General features: G+C 55.9%; 16 protein-coding genes. 13 read left to right on the top strand and 3 right to left on the bottom strand.

Annotation, left to right across the window (positions count from 1 at the left end; genetic code table 11):
• Positions 1 to 352: 352 nt before the first annotated feature.
• Positions 353 to 1,306: a nickel/cobalt transporter gene (locus tag QMG44_RS21950; RefSeq protein ID WP_047355931.1), complete on the top strand. Its 954-nt coding sequence runs from the start codon at positions 353 to 355 to the stop codon at positions 1,304 to 1,306.
• A gap of 33 nt (positions 1,307 to 1,339) precedes the next feature.
• Here the strand turns inward: QMG44_RS21950 and proP are convergent, their stop codons facing one another.
• Positions 1,340 to 2,842 (bottom strand): glycine betaine/L-proline transporter ProP, encoded by a 1,503-nt coding sequence (gene proP / locus QMG44_RS21945; protein ID WP_020882807.1) that lies wholly within the window; start codon positions 2,840 to 2,842, stop codon positions 1,340 to 1,342.
• A 649-nt stretch (positions 2,843 to 3,491) separates the two neighbouring features.
• Between proP and kdgT the strand changes: the two genes are divergently transcribed.
• Positions 3,492 to 4,484: a 2-keto-3-deoxygluconate transporter gene (gene kdgT / locus QMG44_RS21940; protein WP_086462936.1), complete on the top strand. Its 993-nt coding sequence runs from the start codon at positions 3,492 to 3,494 to the stop codon at positions 4,482 to 4,484.
• A gap of 32 nt (positions 4,485 to 4,516) precedes the next feature.
• Here kdgT and QMG44_RS21935 read toward each other — a convergent pair whose 3' ends face one another.
• Together QMG44_RS21935 and crfC are read right to left on the bottom strand one after the other, a co-directional pair.
• On the bottom strand, positions 4,517 to 5,395 hold the full coding sequence (locus QMG44_RS21935) for a diguanylate cyclase regulator RdcB family protein (RefSeq protein WP_014168272.1): 879 nt from the start codon (positions 5,393 to 5,395) through the stop codon (positions 4,517 to 4,519).
• Positions 5,392 to 7,746: a clamp-binding protein CrfC gene (crfC, locus tag QMG44_RS21930; protein ID WP_086533150.1), complete on the bottom strand. Its 2,355-nt coding sequence runs from the start codon at positions 7,744 to 7,746 to the stop codon at positions 5,392 to 5,394. The genes QMG44_RS21935 and crfC overlap by 4 nt, the downstream gene beginning before the upstream one ends.
• Before the next feature lie 596 nt (positions 7,747 to 8,342).
• On the opposite strand from crfC, the gene QMG44_RS21925 reads away from it, so the two are divergent.
• From QMG44_RS21925 to phnK, 11 genes are all read left to right on the top strand, one after another.
• Complete coding sequence (locus QMG44_RS21925) at positions 8,343 to 8,678, top strand: zinc ribbon domain-containing protein YjdM (RefSeq protein WP_020882810.1); 336 nt, start codon at positions 8,343 to 8,345, stop codon at positions 8,676 to 8,678.
• Between the two features lie 80 nt (positions 8,679 to 8,758).
• A complete protein-coding gene (gene yjdN / locus QMG44_RS21920; RefSeq protein ID WP_086533149.1) occupies positions 8,759 to 9,196 on the top strand; it encodes a VOC family metalloprotein YjdN in 438 nt (145 codons plus the stop codon).
• Positions 9,197 to 9,332: 136 nt separating this feature from the next.
• Positions 9,333 to 10,121 (top strand): phosphonate ABC transporter ATP-binding protein, encoded by a 789-nt coding sequence (phnC, locus tag QMG44_RS21915; RefSeq protein WP_014168268.1) that lies wholly within the window; start codon positions 9,333 to 9,335, stop codon positions 10,119 to 10,121.
• Between the two features lie 24 nt (positions 10,122 to 10,145).
• Positions 10,146 to 11,162, top strand: coding sequence for a phosphonate ABC transporter substrate-binding protein (phnD, locus tag QMG44_RS21910; RefSeq protein ID WP_014168267.1), 1,017 nt, complete (start codon positions 10,146 to 10,148; stop codon positions 11,160 to 11,162).
• A 52-nt stretch (positions 11,163 to 11,214) separates the two neighbouring features.
• On the top strand, positions 11,215 to 11,994 hold the full coding sequence (phnE, locus tag QMG44_RS21905; protein WP_025206369.1) for a phosphonate ABC transporter, permease protein PhnE: 780 nt from the start codon (positions 11,215 to 11,217) through the stop codon (positions 11,992 to 11,994).
• 20 nt (positions 11,995 to 12,014) lie between these two features.
• On the top strand, positions 12,015 to 12,740 hold the full coding sequence (gene phnF, locus QMG44_RS21900) for a phosphonate metabolism transcriptional regulator PhnF (RefSeq protein ID WP_032679404.1): 726 nt from the start codon (positions 12,015 to 12,017) through the stop codon (positions 12,738 to 12,740).
• Positions 12,741 to 13,193 carry a phosphonate C-P lyase system protein PhnG gene (gene phnG / locus QMG44_RS21895; RefSeq protein ID WP_086533148.1) on the top strand — a complete coding sequence of 151 codons (453 nt, stop codon included), beginning with the start codon at positions 12,741 to 12,743 and terminating at the stop codon, positions 13,191 to 13,193.
• Positions 13,190 to 13,774, top strand: coding sequence for a phosphonate C-P lyase system protein PhnH (gene phnH, locus QMG44_RS21890; protein ID WP_014168263.1), 585 nt, complete (start codon positions 13,190 to 13,192; stop codon positions 13,772 to 13,774). Before phnG ends, phnH begins: the two co-directional genes overlap by 4 nt.
• Positions 13,774 to 14,838, top strand: a complete 1,065-nt coding sequence (locus QMG44_RS21885; protein WP_086533147.1) for a carbon-phosphorus lyase complex subunit PhnI — start codon at positions 13,774 to 13,776, stop codon at positions 14,836 to 14,838. Before phnH ends, QMG44_RS21885 begins: the two co-directional genes overlap by 1 nt.
• On the top strand, positions 14,831 to 15,676 hold the full coding sequence (gene phnJ, locus QMG44_RS21880; protein WP_014168261.1) for an alpha-D-ribose 1-methylphosphonate 5-phosphate C-P-lyase PhnJ: 846 nt from the start codon (positions 14,831 to 14,833) through the stop codon (positions 15,674 to 15,676). The genes QMG44_RS21885 and phnJ overlap by 8 nt, the downstream gene beginning before the upstream one ends.
• Positions 15,673 to 16,428 carry a phosphonate C-P lyase system protein PhnK gene (gene phnK / locus QMG44_RS21875; protein ID WP_281853275.1) on the top strand — a complete coding sequence of 252 codons (756 nt, stop codon included), beginning with the start codon at positions 15,673 to 15,675 and terminating at the stop codon, positions 16,426 to 16,428. The genes phnJ and phnK overlap by 4 nt, the downstream gene beginning before the upstream one ends.
• Positions 16,429 to 16,437: the final 9 nt, after the last annotated feature.

Here is a 16,437-nt window from a genome sequence, read left to right as displayed (position 1 = left end):
GCAGTTGCGACGCGGCTTACAGCTCACCGTCGCGAGGTGGCGTATATTACGCTTTCCTCTTTCAGAGTCAACCCTGAAATTCAGGATTTTTTCTCTTCAACCGACCGGGTTATCTGTGAAGTGATTCACATCCGCCGTGTCGATGGAGGCGCATTATAGGGAGTTCTCTGCAGGCCGCAACCTAAAAGTTGCAAAAAGATGACTGACTGCTGTATTCCCCAGCAAAACCCCGCTTTATACCCTTTTACACACAGACTTATCCACAATTGAGGCGGGATCTCTGTGCGATCCTACGGATTAACAGGCAAGATCAACTATACTAGCGACAAATATTCCCCCACCAGGCCACCCCATGACCACACAACAACTGACGCGTGACTGGCGCCTTCCTACAGCAGGCATCATGTTGCTGGCGATCCTCTTAGCCGGGTTTACCCTGCATACGCACTGGAACACCTTTCTTCAGTGGTGCCTTGCCACGCAAATTACCCTGCACCGTTATCTGGTGATGTACCTGCTCCAGCTTAACAACCACCAGTACAGCGGCGGGTTATGGCTATTAACCGGCGCCTTCTTCTATGGCGTATTGCACGCCATCGGGCCGGGGCATGGGAAATTCATTGTGACGACCTACCTCACGACAAATAAAGAAAGCGAACGGGCCGCCCGGGTCGTTCCTTTTCTTGGCAGCCTGATGCAGGGCGTCAGCGCCATTCTCTTTGTCTTTATTCTGGCGGTAGGGTTTAACCTCGCATCGGGGGATATCAGTACCAGCCGCTGGTACGTCGAGAAGATAAGCGCGGTGCTCATCGGTGCATTTGGTGTATTTGTCATTTACCAGGCGCTGAAAAGCCTGCGACCTCGCCGGATGGTTATCTCAGCCATCACGCCCCTTCATCAACATAATGAACACTGTGGTTGTGGTCATCACGGTGTAGGTGCAGACCTGGCGCAAGGCGACTGGAAAACCCGGTTGGGCGTCATACTGGCGATTGGTGCGCGTCCGTGCAGCGGGGCGATCATGATCCTGATGTTTTCAAATGCGCTGGGTATTGTTACCTGGGGGATGGCTGCGGTCATGACCATGTCGCTGGGAACGGCGTTGTCGATTATGGGCCTCTCACTGGCGGTACGTTATGCCCGAGAGCGGACGGTGGCCTGGTTTGGCGGCGGGGCTTCACTCAGCTGGCTGGTTCCGGTCTTTAAAATAGCCGGAGGAATAGTCCTGATCCTGTTCGCAACCGTGCTGTTCCTGACGGTACTCCCCATCAGCGCCAATGGCGATTACATCGCCGCAGGCTGCTAATAAAAGAAAACCCGCCAGCGGCGGGTTTTTTTATTACTCGTTGATTCGTGGATGCTGGTCCACCAGGCGGGAGCGTTTTTGCTGCAGCTCTTCAATCTCTGCATCAATGTCTTCAATCTTCTGCTCTACATTATCGTAGTGTTCGCGCAGGATCTCTTTCGCTTCCTGGATATCAGACGCCGCAGGCGTGGCCCCTTTAAGAGGACGATTCGCCGTCTCCTTCATGGTAATACCGGTAATCAAACCAATCACCGCGATAACCATCAGGTAATAAGCCGGCATCATCAGGTTCTGCGTACTTTCCACCAGCGAGGCGGCAAGCGTCGGGGTCAGACCGGCAATCAGCACCGAGATGTTAAAGGCAGCCGCCAGCGCACTGTACCGAATGTGTGTCGGGAACATCGCAGGCAGCGTCGAGGCCATCACCCCGATAAAGCAGTTGAGGATCACCGCCAGCATCAGCAGACCGGCAAAAATCAGACCCAGCACATTACTGTTAATCAGAATAAAGGCCGGGATTGCCAGAGCAAACAGCGCGACACTCCCCAGAATAATGAACGGTCGACGGCCAAAGCGGTCACTCAACAGCCCCATAATCGGCTGCACAAACAGCATACCCACCATGATGGCGATAATAATCAGCACACCGTGGTCTTCTGAATAGTGCAGGTTATGCGACAGATAGCTCGGCATGTAGGTCAACAACATGTAGTAGGTCACGTTCGTGGAGATGACCAGACCAATACAGGTCAGCAGGCTGCGCCAGTGCTTTGTCGCAATCTCTTTAAAGGAGACTTTCGGGCCATCCTGCAGCCCTTCGCGGTCGCCCTGCTCCAGCTTCTCAACGTGCTGCTGGAACGCCGGCGTTTCTTCAAGAGCATGACGCAGGTAAAGACCGATAATCCCTAATGGCAGCGCCAGGAAGAACGGAATACGCCAGCCCCAGGAGAGGAAGTTCTCTTCACCGACGACGGTAGAAATCAGCACCACCACGCCCGCACCCAGGACAAACCCGGCAATCGAGCCGAAGTCCAGCCAGCTTCCCATAAAGCCGCGCTTACGGTCCGGGGAATACTCTGCGACAAAGATAGAGGCACCCGTATACTCACCGCCTACGGAGAAGCCCTGGGCCATCTTACAAAGCAGCAGCAGAATCGGAGCCCAAATACCGATGCTGGCATAGGACGGTATCAGGCCGATACAGAACGTACTGATCGACATAATGACAATGGTGATAGCAAGGATCTTCTGGCGACCATATTTATCGCCAAGCATACCGAAGAACAGACCACCCAGCGGGCGAATCAGGAAGGGGACGGAGAACGTACCCAGCGCGGCAATCATCTGCAGACTGGGGTCGGCGCCGGGGAAGAACACTTTACCTAACGCATAGGCCACAAAGCCGTAAACACCAAAATCGAACCATTCCATCGCATTACCCAGCGAGGCGGCGGTGATCGCTTTGCGCAGTTTGGCGTCATCAATAATGGTGACGTCGCGAAGCGTGATGGGTTTGATTTTTTTCCTTCTGAGCATAGCTATCCTCGTAGACTCGGCCCTGTCCGTTTCACAGTCCCGTATGCGATCTGTGAACCATGGGATTCGCTCCATGCGAATCGCCTTATTCAAGCGTAGCAGGTTTACTTACATTGACGTTTTACGTCGATACAACCGAACCTGTTGACGCCTGCCTGGGCAGTTAATGACCTTTTTACCCTACCAGCGTTTATATTTGTGATCAACTTCACACATATATTTATGTTACGTCAGCTGGCTGCAGTTTTTGTCAATTAGCGCAAATCTGCACGTTCTCAATCGCCATAAAAACACATCCTCACACACGTCATTATTTCCCGGACAACGGAAAATGAAACCCCATTACTTCACATCAGATTTACATAAATTCTAACCCTCCGACGCGCGTTTAAAACGTTTACGTCAATATGTGATGCAGATAACTAAAACACTGTTTTATTTTCATTGAATCATCATTCCAATGATCGCATGATAATTCCGAACACCACGTTCCCGGTGCTGTGGCACCCCGTTTACCAGGATCGCTTTTTTAGTTTTATTGCATGGGTAATGACGCCATCGCCCCCAGAGACATTCAATTCATTGAATTTATTGATTTATTTTTTTGTTTTTGCCGCCCGCCATGCGGGATACGATTTGAGGGTTATCTATGAAGATTAAAGCCACGATTGAACGCATACCGGGCGGTATGATGCTGGTTCCGCTTGTACTGGGCGCTATCCTGAATACCCTGGCCCCTGAAACCGGCGCTTATTTTGGCGGGTTCACAAAAGGGATGATTACGGGCACCGTTCCCATTCTGGCCGTCTGGTTCTTTTGTATCGGCGCCTCAATTAATTTACGGGCAACAGGCACCGTATTACGAAAATCCGGCACGCTGGTGATTACGAAAATTGCCGTGGCCTGGGTAGTGGCAATGATCTGTGCGATGTTCATTCCGGAGAATGGAATTCAGACCGGATTCTTCGCCGGATTATCGGTTCTGGCAATTGTCTCTGCGATGGATATGACCAACGGCGGTTTGTATGCCAGCCTGATGAACCAGTACGGCACCAAAGAAGAGTCAGGTGCATTTGTCCTGATGTCTCTGGAGTCCGGTCCGCTGATGACCATGCTGATTCTGGGCTCTGCTGGCCTGGCGTCCTTTGAACCCCACCACTTTATCGGCGCGATCCTGCCCTTCCTGATCGGTTTTGCTCTGGGTAACCTGGATAACGATCTGCGTGATTTCTTCAGCAAAGCCACGCCGGTGCTGATCCCGTTCTTCGGTTTTGCGCTGGGTAACACCATCAACCTGAATGTCATCCTCGATACGGGTCTGCTGGGTATCGTGCTGGGCGTGGCGGTGATCATCATCACCGGTATTCCGCTGATTATTGCCGACCGGGTCATTGGGGGAGGAAACGGAACGGCGGGGATCGCCGCCTCTTCAGCCGCAGGTGCAGCCGTGGCCAACCCGGTGATCATTGCGCAGATTAACCCGGCTTTTGAACCGGTGGCCGCGTCCGCGACGGCACTGGTTGCAGCCAGCGTGATTGTGACCGCGATTCTGGTTCCCATCATCACCGCACTGTATGCAAAACGTGTCGGACATGTTGCTGAGGTTCAGACAGAGCCTAAGCCTGTTGAAACACACCACTAACCGGTGCTCCCCCTCCCGGTGAGAGGGGGATTTCAGCCACCAAAAATCTCTTCCACCATCCCATCCACAAGCCGTTTTGCCGAGCACAACCTCGGCATACCCAGCGCGACAGTGTGCCAGCTTTGCGTCACCGACCAGCTCACCGGATGGTTATCCGCCTGACACCAGTCGCCCAGCCAGCCGAGCATGTCTTTATGATCTATCAGTCCCGGCGATGCGGGCGTTGTCAGCCACTGATGGTAGAAATGGCGGGTGGAAGGAGAAGCGTTGATGCCCTGCGCAAGATAGTTTGCCGCCATACTGCGTAAGTTATCCTTGAGCATCGCCGCCACGTCTTCATTCGCCAGGCGACAGGCATCACCAAATGCACCCCAGCGCAGCTCTTCCAGGACGACATAGCAACGCCCGGCCAGCGACCAGCCATCGTAGTGACCGGCTCGCCAGCGGGTAAAAATTTGTTCGCTGTGCTCACCCGCCTGCACCGTCAGCCCTCGCTGGGAGAGCGCCTTCTCTTTATAGGCGGCTCGTTGCGTAAAATGAGCGGAAAGCTCAGCGTACTGCTGAATCAGGCCGGGCGATTGCTGGGCCCGCGGGTTAGTCTGCTGACGCAGCGCAATCAATTTGTCTGCCATCAGCGTCAGCGCAAGGTGCCCGGGGTCAAGCATACCGGCCAGCTTTTCCGCCAGCCCCAGGCGCAGCGCCGCATTTTCATTAAGCATACCCGCCATCGCCCAGGGCCGTAGCCGGGTATGCGTCATGATCTCCTGGGTCAAACGCTCACGAAACTGCAGCTGTTGTGGTCCCGGGTGGGGATGACGCGCCGCGTCCACCCCCTGAACCAGATCGACCATAAATTTTGGATGAATACACTCCAGCGTTCGCCCGGGGCCGTCCAGTAGTTGTGTTGTCATGGTTGTTCTGCCGCGAATAGGGTTTGAATATCATCGCGTAACAGTCGGGTATCTTCCTGTATCCACGTCGCAGTCGTGATACTTTGCTTTAACAGCTGGCTGAGCGCTCGGGTCGAATGCTCATTTTGCTGACGTACTGCGAGGCTATCACGCAAACTTTCCTGTAACCCGGTCAGGCATAACGAAAATTCCGCAAAGAACGTTGCCATCCCCGCCGTAACAGAGACATCGACCTGGGCGGTCAAAGCTTTACGGATTTGTTCACAGAACTGATCGATATGCTGCTTGAATTTTTCATTAAGCTGTTCAATATCAATGACATAGCGTGTTCGTGCGACAACATAATCTTCCCAGCCCCAGCCCGGGTTATTCAGCCAGCGAGAGACGGTTTCACGCATGCTCGCCGCGCCCGCTGGCTGGCCTGCCGGGCGGTGATCCTGCGCAATCGCATCGTTAAACAGCGCCCGGGTGTTGAAGTTAAGTTGATGCGCCTGAAACGCCGGGAAGCTTATCCGCGCGCGAAAACCCGCATGGCTGAGTTGTTCTTTAATACGCGTTTCGATTGGCCGCATGGCTTCATTCAGCGAACGCGCCAGCGTCGACTCCAGTTGATCGAAGCGTAACGCCAGCTCCCGGCCGATCTTCGTCTGCGCATCCAGCATGATCAGCTCGCAGGAGGAGCGGATTTTACTCAGCGCAATTTGCGCCTGCCCTTCATCATCCAGTACCAGCTGTTTCAGCGCCTGCGGCTCGTCACGGCGAAGATCCCGCGGTTCGATGCCAGCCAGCTCGAGAACAGAGCGAGCGCTAAACACATGGCTAATCGCCTGCTGGAGTGAAGTATTCTGCGACATCATAAAGTCAGCGGTGGCGTTAAGCGCCTGCTCCACTTCATGCTTCACTTCGTCGCTCACCACGCGCTGACGCGTATGCAGCAGGGCCATGTCCTCTTCCAGGCGCGCGATATTCAGTTCCAGCGCCTCAAAAGCGACCGTCAGCCCCTGGTAGCGGAAGTCCAGGTACTCCCGGGCATTTTGGGCGTAGTTAAGCAGCTTATGCGACGCCGAACGCAGAGCGAAGAGCGATGCATTGGCATAGGCGGCATAAATAAGCTTGCGGATCGGCTGTTCAAATAACGAATCTTCCCACAGCAAATCGGCCGCATGACGAATATGGTCGATGTCGTCCAAATCCTCCGTACGCCAGCGGCGTCCCAGCGCGGCTTCGGCAAAATCCTGAACCCAGCGCTGCTCCTTGTGATCCGGTAGCTGACCGTGGGTAGTCATCTCATAACGGGCGCGGTTCGCCAGATACGCCCACATCGACGAAACGGGATAAATTTGCCCCGGCGAAATATTCCCTTTCATTAGGGTGCCCGAGATCATCGCTTTAACCTGTTCTTCATCGTCGCTGTTACGATCTTTCTGATCGAATTTATTGACCAGCGCATACAGCGGCACCGATTTACCGGCGACTGAAATGGCCTGCCGGACCTCTTGATCGGAAATCGATTTGAGCTGGGTGTAATCCATCACCGCCAACACCGCCGACGCGCGTGATAACTGCTCGCTCAGCATTTTTTGCAGATGCGGTTGCCCGGCCTCATTCGGCCCGGGGGTATCAAGCAGCGTCAGTTGCCCAAGGTGGGCATCCAGACCCGCGAGATGCACGAACTCCACTTCAATCACCGGAATGTGTTCGATGGCCGCATATTCAGAGAACGGAAACTCGACGCCTAACGCCTGTGAGAGCCTCACCAGGTCGTTAAGGCTTTTCAGACAATGAAATATCGGCTGCGCACCAAGGTGATGCTTCTCGAAAGCCTCACCATTTTCAATTCTTTCCAGCAGCGTAATCATGTCCTTATCAATTTCCAGACGCTGCGCCAGCTTCCCGCGATCGTAATCGCAGAGCTTTTTCTGTAACAGGAGGATTAATTCATCGATAGGAGAGACGTGAGCAAAATGGAGCACCGGCTCTTTCTGACCCGGCGTATGACGGATCAATGTCGGAAGCGCCGTCATCGGTCGGTTGCGGTTCGGCAACACTTCGGTTCCGACAATGGCATTAATGGTGGTCGATTTCCCCGCTTTCATGGTGCCCACAATTGCCAGCACCATTTCCAGACGGGTTATTTTCCGTAATTCATTATTCAGCATAGCCTGCTGGGCTTCGACACCCCGCGCACTAAAATGCAAAGGTAAGACGTTGTTCTTTTCACCCGTAATGGCTGCGGCGGTGCTTTCCAGCTTCGCCGTCGGCATTGATTTCAACGTATCAAGATTTTGCAGGGCGAGCTGTAACAAACGCTCTGCTTCCTGGCTTAATTCAAAAATGGTCTGTGTGTGCATGATAAAAGCCTTTCCTTAACGCAAATTTATTACTTTTATTAAGCCACTGGTTTTAATTATGTTGTTCAGGCTTATATGATCACGTGTGGAAAACATGTTCACCGAAATATAACTGATTGAAGATAATCAGAAATAAATCGCTATCCTTGCATGGCGTGTAAAGCTTCCCCTCTGGCATGACAGCCAAAAGATAAAAGCCTGGCCCATTTTTAAGAAACTTCAGGATATATCATCATTATTTACCCACCTAAAAAGAGAGGTAATGCGTCACCGCCATAAGATATGGATGACGGGGAAGTCAGGAGATAAATAACAATGTGTCGCTTCACCTTATCCGAAATGGAGGTGCGTAGCAATTTGCTGCAATAAAATATTCGATATATTTACTGCCATTTCTTTCCACCGTGTTAATGCCGTAAGCATCGCTTAACTGACTGACAGGAAATGTCACTGGCGACACGCTTTTTGCTTTTTTTTTAAATAGAATATCACCGACAACGGTGTGGATTTGCGTTATACTTGCCCCCTTTTTCGGCACCCAGCCGTCATTTTGCTGGCACTTTCCAGCGTGTTACGCACTTTTTGAGGATACCCTTATGCAACTCCCACACTGCCCGAAATGCAATTCTGAATACACCTATGAAGATAATGGCATGTTCATCTGCCCGGAATGCGCTCACGAATGGAATGACGCCGAGCCGTCGCACGATACTGATACGCTTGTTGTAAAAGATGCGAACGGTAATCTGCTGGCTGATGGCGACAGCGTCACCGTGATTAAAGATTTGAAGGTTAAAGGCAGCTCTTCCATGCTGAAGATCGGCACTAAAGTGAAGAATATCCGTCTGGTAGAAGGCGACCATAATATTGACTGCAAAATTGACGGCTTTGGCCCGATGAAACTGAAATCAGAGTTTGTGAAAAAGAACTGATTTACCCGCCCGGTGGCGCTTCGCTTACCGGGCTGGCGAGAACTACACTTAACGGGCTCTTCTTACGTGAGGTATAGATTATGCCGTTAAGTCCCTACATCTCTTTCGCCGGTAACTGTGCCGAGGCCTCCGCCTTTTATCAGCACGCCGTCGGCGCAGAGCTCCTCTATAAAATCACCTTCGGTGAAATGCCAAAAGGCGACAGCAGCGAAGAAGGCTGTCCGTCTGGCATGCAGTTTCCGGATTCGGCGATCGCCCACTCGAATGTTCGCATTGCGGGCAGCGATATCATGATGAGTGATGGGCAGCCGCCCGGCAGCAAAGCGCAGTATGCCGGGTTCACGCTGGTGCTGGACACCCAGGACATGGCAGAAGGCAAACGCTGGTTCGACAATCTGGCCGCGGAAGGCCATATCGAAATGGCTTGGCAGGAGACCTTCTGGGCGCACGGTTTCGGTAAAGTCACCGACAAATACGGCGTGCCGTGGATGATTAACGTCGTTAAGCAACAGCAGTGATCTTCTGGCGGTGGGCAGTCTGCCCCCGCCTGTCATCAAACTCCCCTCAACTCTTCAAACTCCCGCAACCGAGACTTAACCCAAATGTCATATTGATGCGCCAGCATGAGGCCACATTTATTGTGAGGCCCAGCATATGCAAACTGTTATCCGCGTCGAGAAACTGAGCAAGACCTTTCATCACAACAAGGCCCTGCATGCCGTTGATCTGACCGTCCAGCAGGGCGAAATGGTGGCGCTCCTGGGGCCATCCGGCTCTGGTAAATCCACCCTTATGCGTCATTTAAGCGGCCTTATCACCTGTGATAAGACCTCAGAAAGCCACGTCGAGCTGCTGGGCAACACCGTGCAGCGTGCAGGACGCCTGGCGCGGGATATCCGCAAAAGCCGCGCCCAGACGGGCTATATCTTCCAGCAGTTCAACCTGGTCAATCGCCTGACGGTACTGGAGAACGTGCTGATTGGCGCGCTCGGCAGCACCCCGTTCTGGCGTACCTGTCTGCGCTGGTTCTCCCCCTCTCAAAAGCAGGAAGCGTTGCAGGCGCTGACCCGCGTCGGAATGGCGCATTTCGCCCACCAGCGCGTCTCCACACTTTCCGGTGGACAGCAGCAGCGCGTGGCTATCGCCCGTGCCCTGATGCAAAAAGCGCAAATCATTCTTGCCGATGAACCCATCGCCTCGCTGGACCCGGAATCGGCTCGCATCGTGATGGAAACCCTGCGCGACATCAACCTCAACGACGGCATCACCGTGGTGGTGACGCTGCACCAGGTGGATTACGCCCTGCGCTATTGCGAGCGCATCGTCGCGTTGCGTCAGGGGCATGTGTTCTTTGATGGCCCAAGCCATCAGTTTGATAACGACCGTTTCGACCATCTCTACCGCAGCATTAACCGCGTCGAAGAGAACGCGCAGGCTGCTTAATTAAAACCGATCCGAGGAAAGTACATGAGCTACAAAGCCGTTGCCGCGCTGGCGTTTACCAGCATGTTCAGCATAAGCACTCTGTTAAGCCCTGCGTACGCCCAGGAGCAGGAAAAAGCGCTGAACTTTGGCATTATTTCGACGGAATCACAGCAGAACCTGAAACCTCAGTGGGAACCGTTCCTGAAAGATATGGAAACCAAACTGGGGATCAAAGTGAACGCCTTCTTCGCCCCGGACTATGCGGGCATCATCCAGGGGATGCGCTTTAACAAAGTCGACATCGCCTGGTACGGTAACCTCTCCGCCATGGAAGCGGTGGATCGCGCGAACGGCCAGGTCTTTGCCCAGACCGTTGCCGCGGATGGCTCTCCGGGTTACTGGAGCGTGCTGATCGTCAATAAAGACAGCCCCATCAACAACCTGAACGACATGCTCGCCAAACGTAAAGAGCTGACGTTTGGTAACGGCGATCCCAACTCCACCTCTGGTTTCCTCGTGCCGGGCTATTACGTCTTTGCTAAAAACAACGCCTCTGCCAGCGAATTTAAGCGCACCGTGAACGCCAGCCATGAAACCAACGCGCTGGCCGTGGCCAATAAGCAGGTGGATGTCGCCACGAACAACACCGAGAACCTCGACAAGCTGAAAACCTCGGCACCGGACAAGCTGAAAGCGCTGAAGGTTATCTGGAAATCCCCTCTGATCCCGGGCGACCCCATCGTCTGGCGCAAAAACCTGTCTGAGACCACCAAAGACAAGGTGTACGACTTCTTTATGAATTACGGCAAAACGCCGGAAGAAAAAACGGTTCTGGAACGCCTGGGCTGGGCACCTTTCCGCCCGTCAAGCGACCTGCAGCTGGTCCCGATTCGCCAGCTGGCGCTGTTTAAAGAGATGCAGGGCGTGAAGGACAACAAGGGTCTGAAGGAGGAGGAGAAGAGCAGCAAAGTGGCTGCGATTCAGGCTCAGCTCGAAGACCTTGACCGCCTGACCGCGGCGCTCGGCGCCATGAGCAGCGTGAATAAAGCGGTGCAATAACGCTTACCGCCCTCTCCCGGTGGGAGAGGGCATTCAGACCAAAGGGGCACACATGCAAACCATCACCCTCCCACCGCCGAAACGCAGCTGGTTCTCGCTTTTTAGCTGGGCCATTTTGCTTGCGGTGCTCGTTATCTCCTGGCAGGGCGCGGAAATGGATCCGCTGCTGCTGTTTAAAGATGCCGGCAATATGGCCACTTTTGCCGCCGACTTTTTCCCGCCTGATTTCAGCCAGTGGCAGGATTACCTCAGCGAAATGGCGGTCACTCTGCAAATCGCCGTCTGGGGCACCGCCCTGGCCGTCATCCTTTCTGTTCCGTTCGGCCTGATGAGCGCCGAGAACATCGTACCGTGGTGGATTTACCAGCCGATGCGTCGCCTGATGGACGCCTGCCGTGCCATCAACGAAATGGTCTTTGCCATGCTGTTCGTGGTGGCCGTCGGCCTGGGTCCGTTCGCCGGGGTGATGGCGCTGTTTATTCATACCACCGGCGTGCTCTCCAAGCTGCTCTCCGAGGCGGTGGAAGCTATCGAGCCGGGCCCGGTCGAAGGCATCCGCGCAACGGGCGCCAACAAAATTGAAGAGATTCTCTTCGGCGTACTGCCCCAGGTGATGCCGCTGCTGATCTCCTACTCCCTGTACCGTTTCGAATCCAACGTTCGTTCCGCCACCGTCGTCGGCATGGTGGGCGCAGGCGGTATTGGCGTCACGCTGTGGGAAGCGATTCGCGGGTTCCAGTTCCAGCAAACCTGCGCCCTGATGGTGCTCATTATCATCACCGTCAGCCTGCTGGATTTTATGTCTCAACGTTTGCGTAAGCACTTCATCTGAGAAGCGAGGCTTTGATTTGTATGCACTTATCCAGACATCCGACCAGTTACCCCACCCGCTGGCAAGAGATAGCGGCAAAGCTCGAGGTGGAACTTCGCACCCACTACCGCTGCGGAGACTACCTGCCTGCCGAGCAGCAGCTTGCCGACCGCTATGAAGTGAACCGACACACGCTGCGCCGCGCCATTGATCAGCTGGTCGAGCGCGGCTGGGTGCAGCGCCGTCAGGGCGTCGGCGTGCTGGTGTTGATGCGCCCGTTTGACTATCCGCTCAATGCGCAGGCGCGTTTTAGCCAGAACCTGCTGGATCAGGGCAGCCACCCGACCAGCGAAAAACTGCTGTCGGTGCTGCGCCCGGCCTCAAGCCACGTCGCGGACGCGCTGGGCATTCAGGAGGGCGACAATGTCATCCACCTGCGTACCCTGCGTCGGGTCAACGGCGTTGCGGTGTGCCAGATAGACCACTACTTCGCCGACCTGGCGCTGTGGCCGGTGCTGCAAAATTTCTCCAGCGGCTCGCTGCATGATTTTCTTCAGGATGCCACGGGCATCGCGCTTAAACGTACCCAGACGCGCATCAGCGCCCGCCGCGCGCAGGCCAAAGAGAGCAACGTGCTGGAGATCCCCAACATGGCTCCGCTGCTCTGCGTACGCACCCTCAACCACCGTGACGGCGAGATCGACGCGACGGAATACTCCGTCAGCCTGACCCGCGCCGACATGATCGAATTCACCATGGAGCACTGAATGCATTTCGATACCTCCACCCGCCAGCGCTGGATGGGCGTACTGGCGCACAGCCAGCCCGCTGCGCTTTCGGACCGCATGCAGGCGCTGAATCTGACGCCGGAATATGACCTCATCCGCGCGCCGGAAATCGGTCTGGTGCAGATCCAGGCGCGTATGGGCGGTACCGGTGAGCGTTTCTTCGCCGGCGATGCCACCCTCACCCGCGCAGTGATCCGCCTGAACAGCGGCACGCTGGGCTACAGCTACGTGCTCGGGCGCGACAAACCACACGCCGAACGCTGCGCGGTGATTGACGCCCTGTTACAGGAACAACCTCATTTCCAGACCCTGATGGAAACCCTTATTGCCCCGCTGGAAGCCGACGGTGCTGCACTGATTGCCGCCCGCCAGGCCCAGATAAACACCAGCCGGGTCGACTTCTTTACGCTCGTTCGCGGAGATAACGCATGACGCTTCAACCCGCTTTTACCCTGGCCGTCCAGGATGCCCAACAAAGTTTTCGTCGCCTGCTGAAAGCCATGAGCGAGCCGGGCGTCATCGTCTCGCTGCATCAGCTCTCTCAGGGCTGGCTGCCGCTGAATCTGGCGACCACCAGCGTACTGCTGACGCTCGCCGACAACGACACCCCGGTGTGGCTCTCTGGCGCGTTATCGAATGATATCGCCAGCCAGAACCTACGCTTTCACACCAACGCCCCGCTGGTTGAACAACCCCGGCAGGCGGTGTTTGCCGTGGCCGACGAGCAAATCAGCCACGAGCAGCTTAATGCCCTGAGCGAAGGAAGCGCGGTGGCACCGGAGACCAGCGCCACGCTGATTTTGCAGGTATCAAGCCTGAGCGGTGGCCGCATGCTGCGCCTCACGGGGGCGGGTATTGCCGAAGAGCGCATGGTCGCGCCACAGCTACCGGAGTGCATCATTCATGAACTGACCGAACGCCCGCACCCGTTCCCGCTCGGTATTGACCTGATCCTCACCTGCGGAGAACGCCTGTTGGCCATCCCTCGTACCACTCATGTGGAGGTGTGCTGATGTACGTTGCCGTCAAAGGGGGCGAGAAAGCTATCGCCGCCGCCCATGCCTTGCAGGCGCACAGACGACGGGGTGATGACGTGCTTCCCGAGCTCAGCGTCACCCAGATTGAGCAGCAGCTCAATCTGGCCGTCGACCGGGTAATGACTGAAGGCGGCGTCGCTGACCGCGAACTGGCGGCGCTGGCGCTGAAACAGGCCAGCGGCGACAACGTCGAAGCCATCTTCCTGCTGCGTGCTTATCGCACCACGCTGGCGAAACTGGCAGTGAGCGAACCGATCAATACGGCAGAAATGCGTCTGGAACGTCGTATTTCGGCGGTCTATAAAGACATCCCCGGTGGTCAGCTGCTTGGGCCCACCTATGACTACACCCACCGTCTGCTGGATTTCACCCTGCTGGCGAACGGCGAAACGCCCCAGTTGAGCACCACGGATGCAGAGCAGGTTCCCTCCCCGCACGTTTTTAGCCTGCTGGCGAAACAGGGTCTGGCGAAGGCCGAAGACGATACCGGCGCGCAACCTGACGACATCACCCGCACGCCGCCGGTTTACCCCTGTTCACGCTCGTCGCGCCTGCAGCAGCTGATGCGCGGCGACGAGGGGTATTTACTGGCGCTGGCCTACTCCACCCAGCGTGGCTACGGCCGCAACCATCCGTTCGCGGCGGAAATTCGTAGCGGCTACCTTAACGTCGAGATTGTGCCCGAAGAGCTGGGTTTTGCGGTGAACGTCGGTGAACTGCTCATGACCGAATGCGAAATGGTGAATGGATTTGTCGCCCCCGAGAACGAGGCCCCACATTTTACCCGCGGTTATGGGCTGGTGTTCGGCATGAGTGAGCGCAAGGCAATGGCGATGGCGCTGGTCGACCGTGCCCTGCAGGCACCGGACTACGGCGAAGCGGTCTCCGGCCCGGCGCAGGACGAGGAGTTCGTGCTGGCCCATGCGGATAACGTCGAGGCCGCGGGCTTCGTTTCCCACCTCAAGCTGCCGCACTACGTCGATTTCCAGGCCGAACTGGAACTGCTGAAACGCCTGCAACGGGAGCGCGCACATGACTAACTTAAGCGGCTACAACTTTGCTTATCTGGATGAACAAACCAAACGCATGATCCGCCGCGCCATTTTGAAAGCGGTGGCTATCCCCGGTTATCAGGTGCCGTTCGGCGGTCGCGAAATGCCCATGCCATACGGCTGGGGTACCGGCGGCATTCAGCTGACCGCCAGCGTCATCGGCGAGTCGGACGTGCTGAAGGTCATCGACCAGGGGGCTGATGACACCACCAACGCCGTGTCGATTCGCCAGTTCTTTCAACGCGTGACGGGCGTCAATACCACCGAAAAAACCGAAGATGCGACGCTGATCCAGACCCGTCACCGCATTCCGGAAACGCCGCTGACGGAAGATCAGATTTTGATTTTTCAGGTGCCTATTCCGGAGCCCCTGCGCTTTATCGAGCCGCGTGAAACGGAAACCCGCACCATGCACGCCCTGGAAGAGTACGGCGTCATGCAGGTGAAGTTGTATGAGGATATCGCCCGCTTCGGCCATATCGCCACAACCTACGCCTATCCGGTCAAGGTCAATGGACGCTACGTGATGGACCCGTCCCCCATCCCCAAATTCGACAACCCGAAGATGGACATGATGCCTGCCCTGCAGCTGTTTGGTGCCGGGCGTGAAAAACGCATCTACGCCGTACCGCCTTACACCCGCGTGGAGAGTCTCGATTTCGACGACCACCCGTTTACAGTGCAGGAGTGGGACGAGCCTTGCGCCATTTGCGGCTCAAAACACAGCTATCTGGACGAAGTGGTGCTGGATGACACGGGCAAACGGATGTTTGTCTGCTCCGACACCGACTTCTGCCGCCAACAGAGCGAGGCGAAAAGCCAATGAAACCGCTGCTTTCGGTTAATAACCTGACCCACCTTTACGCGCCGGGCAAAGGCTTCAGCGACGTCTCGTTTGAGCTGTGGCCGGGCGAGGTGCTGGGCATTGTCGGCGAGTCCGGCTCGGGCAAAACCACCCTGCTGAAATCTATCTCTGCACGACTGACGCCGCAAAAGGGCGACATTTTATATGAGGGCCGGTCGCTGTACGGCATGAGCGAGGCCGAACGCCGTCGCCTGCTGCGCACCGAATGGGGCGTGGTGCATCAACATCCCATGGACGGCCTGCGCCGGCAGGTCTCTGCCGGAGGCAATATCGGTGAAAGGCTGATGGCCACCGGCGCACGCCATTACGGCAACATCCGCGCCACGGCACAGCAATGGCTGAGCGATGTGGAGATCCCCACCTCGCGCATTGATGACCTGCCCACCACCTTCTCCGGCGGTATGCAGCAGCGCCTGCAGATTGCCCGCAATCTCGTCACTCACCCGAAGCTGGTGTTTATGGATGAACCCACCGGTGGGCTGGACGTCTCCGTTCAGGCGCGTCTGCTCGACCTGCTGCGCGGCCTGGTGGTGGAACTGAACCTGGCCGTGGTGATTGTCACCCATGATTTAGGCGTTGCCCGCCTGCTGGCGGACCGTCTTCTGGTGATGAAGCAGGGTCAGGTGGTGGAAAGTGGGCTGACCGACCGCGTACTCGACGATCCCTACCATCCGTACACCCAGCTGCTGGTGTCATCGGTATTGCAGAATTAAGAGGCCCCC

The sequence above is a fragment of the Enterobacter sp. 200527-13 genome (assembly GCF_027924865.1).
GTDB classification, from domain to species: domain Bacteria; phylum Pseudomonadota; class Gammaproteobacteria; order Enterobacterales; family Enterobacteriaceae; genus Enterobacter; species Enterobacter ludwigii.
This window is presented reverse-complemented; position numbering and strand designations above follow the sequence as displayed.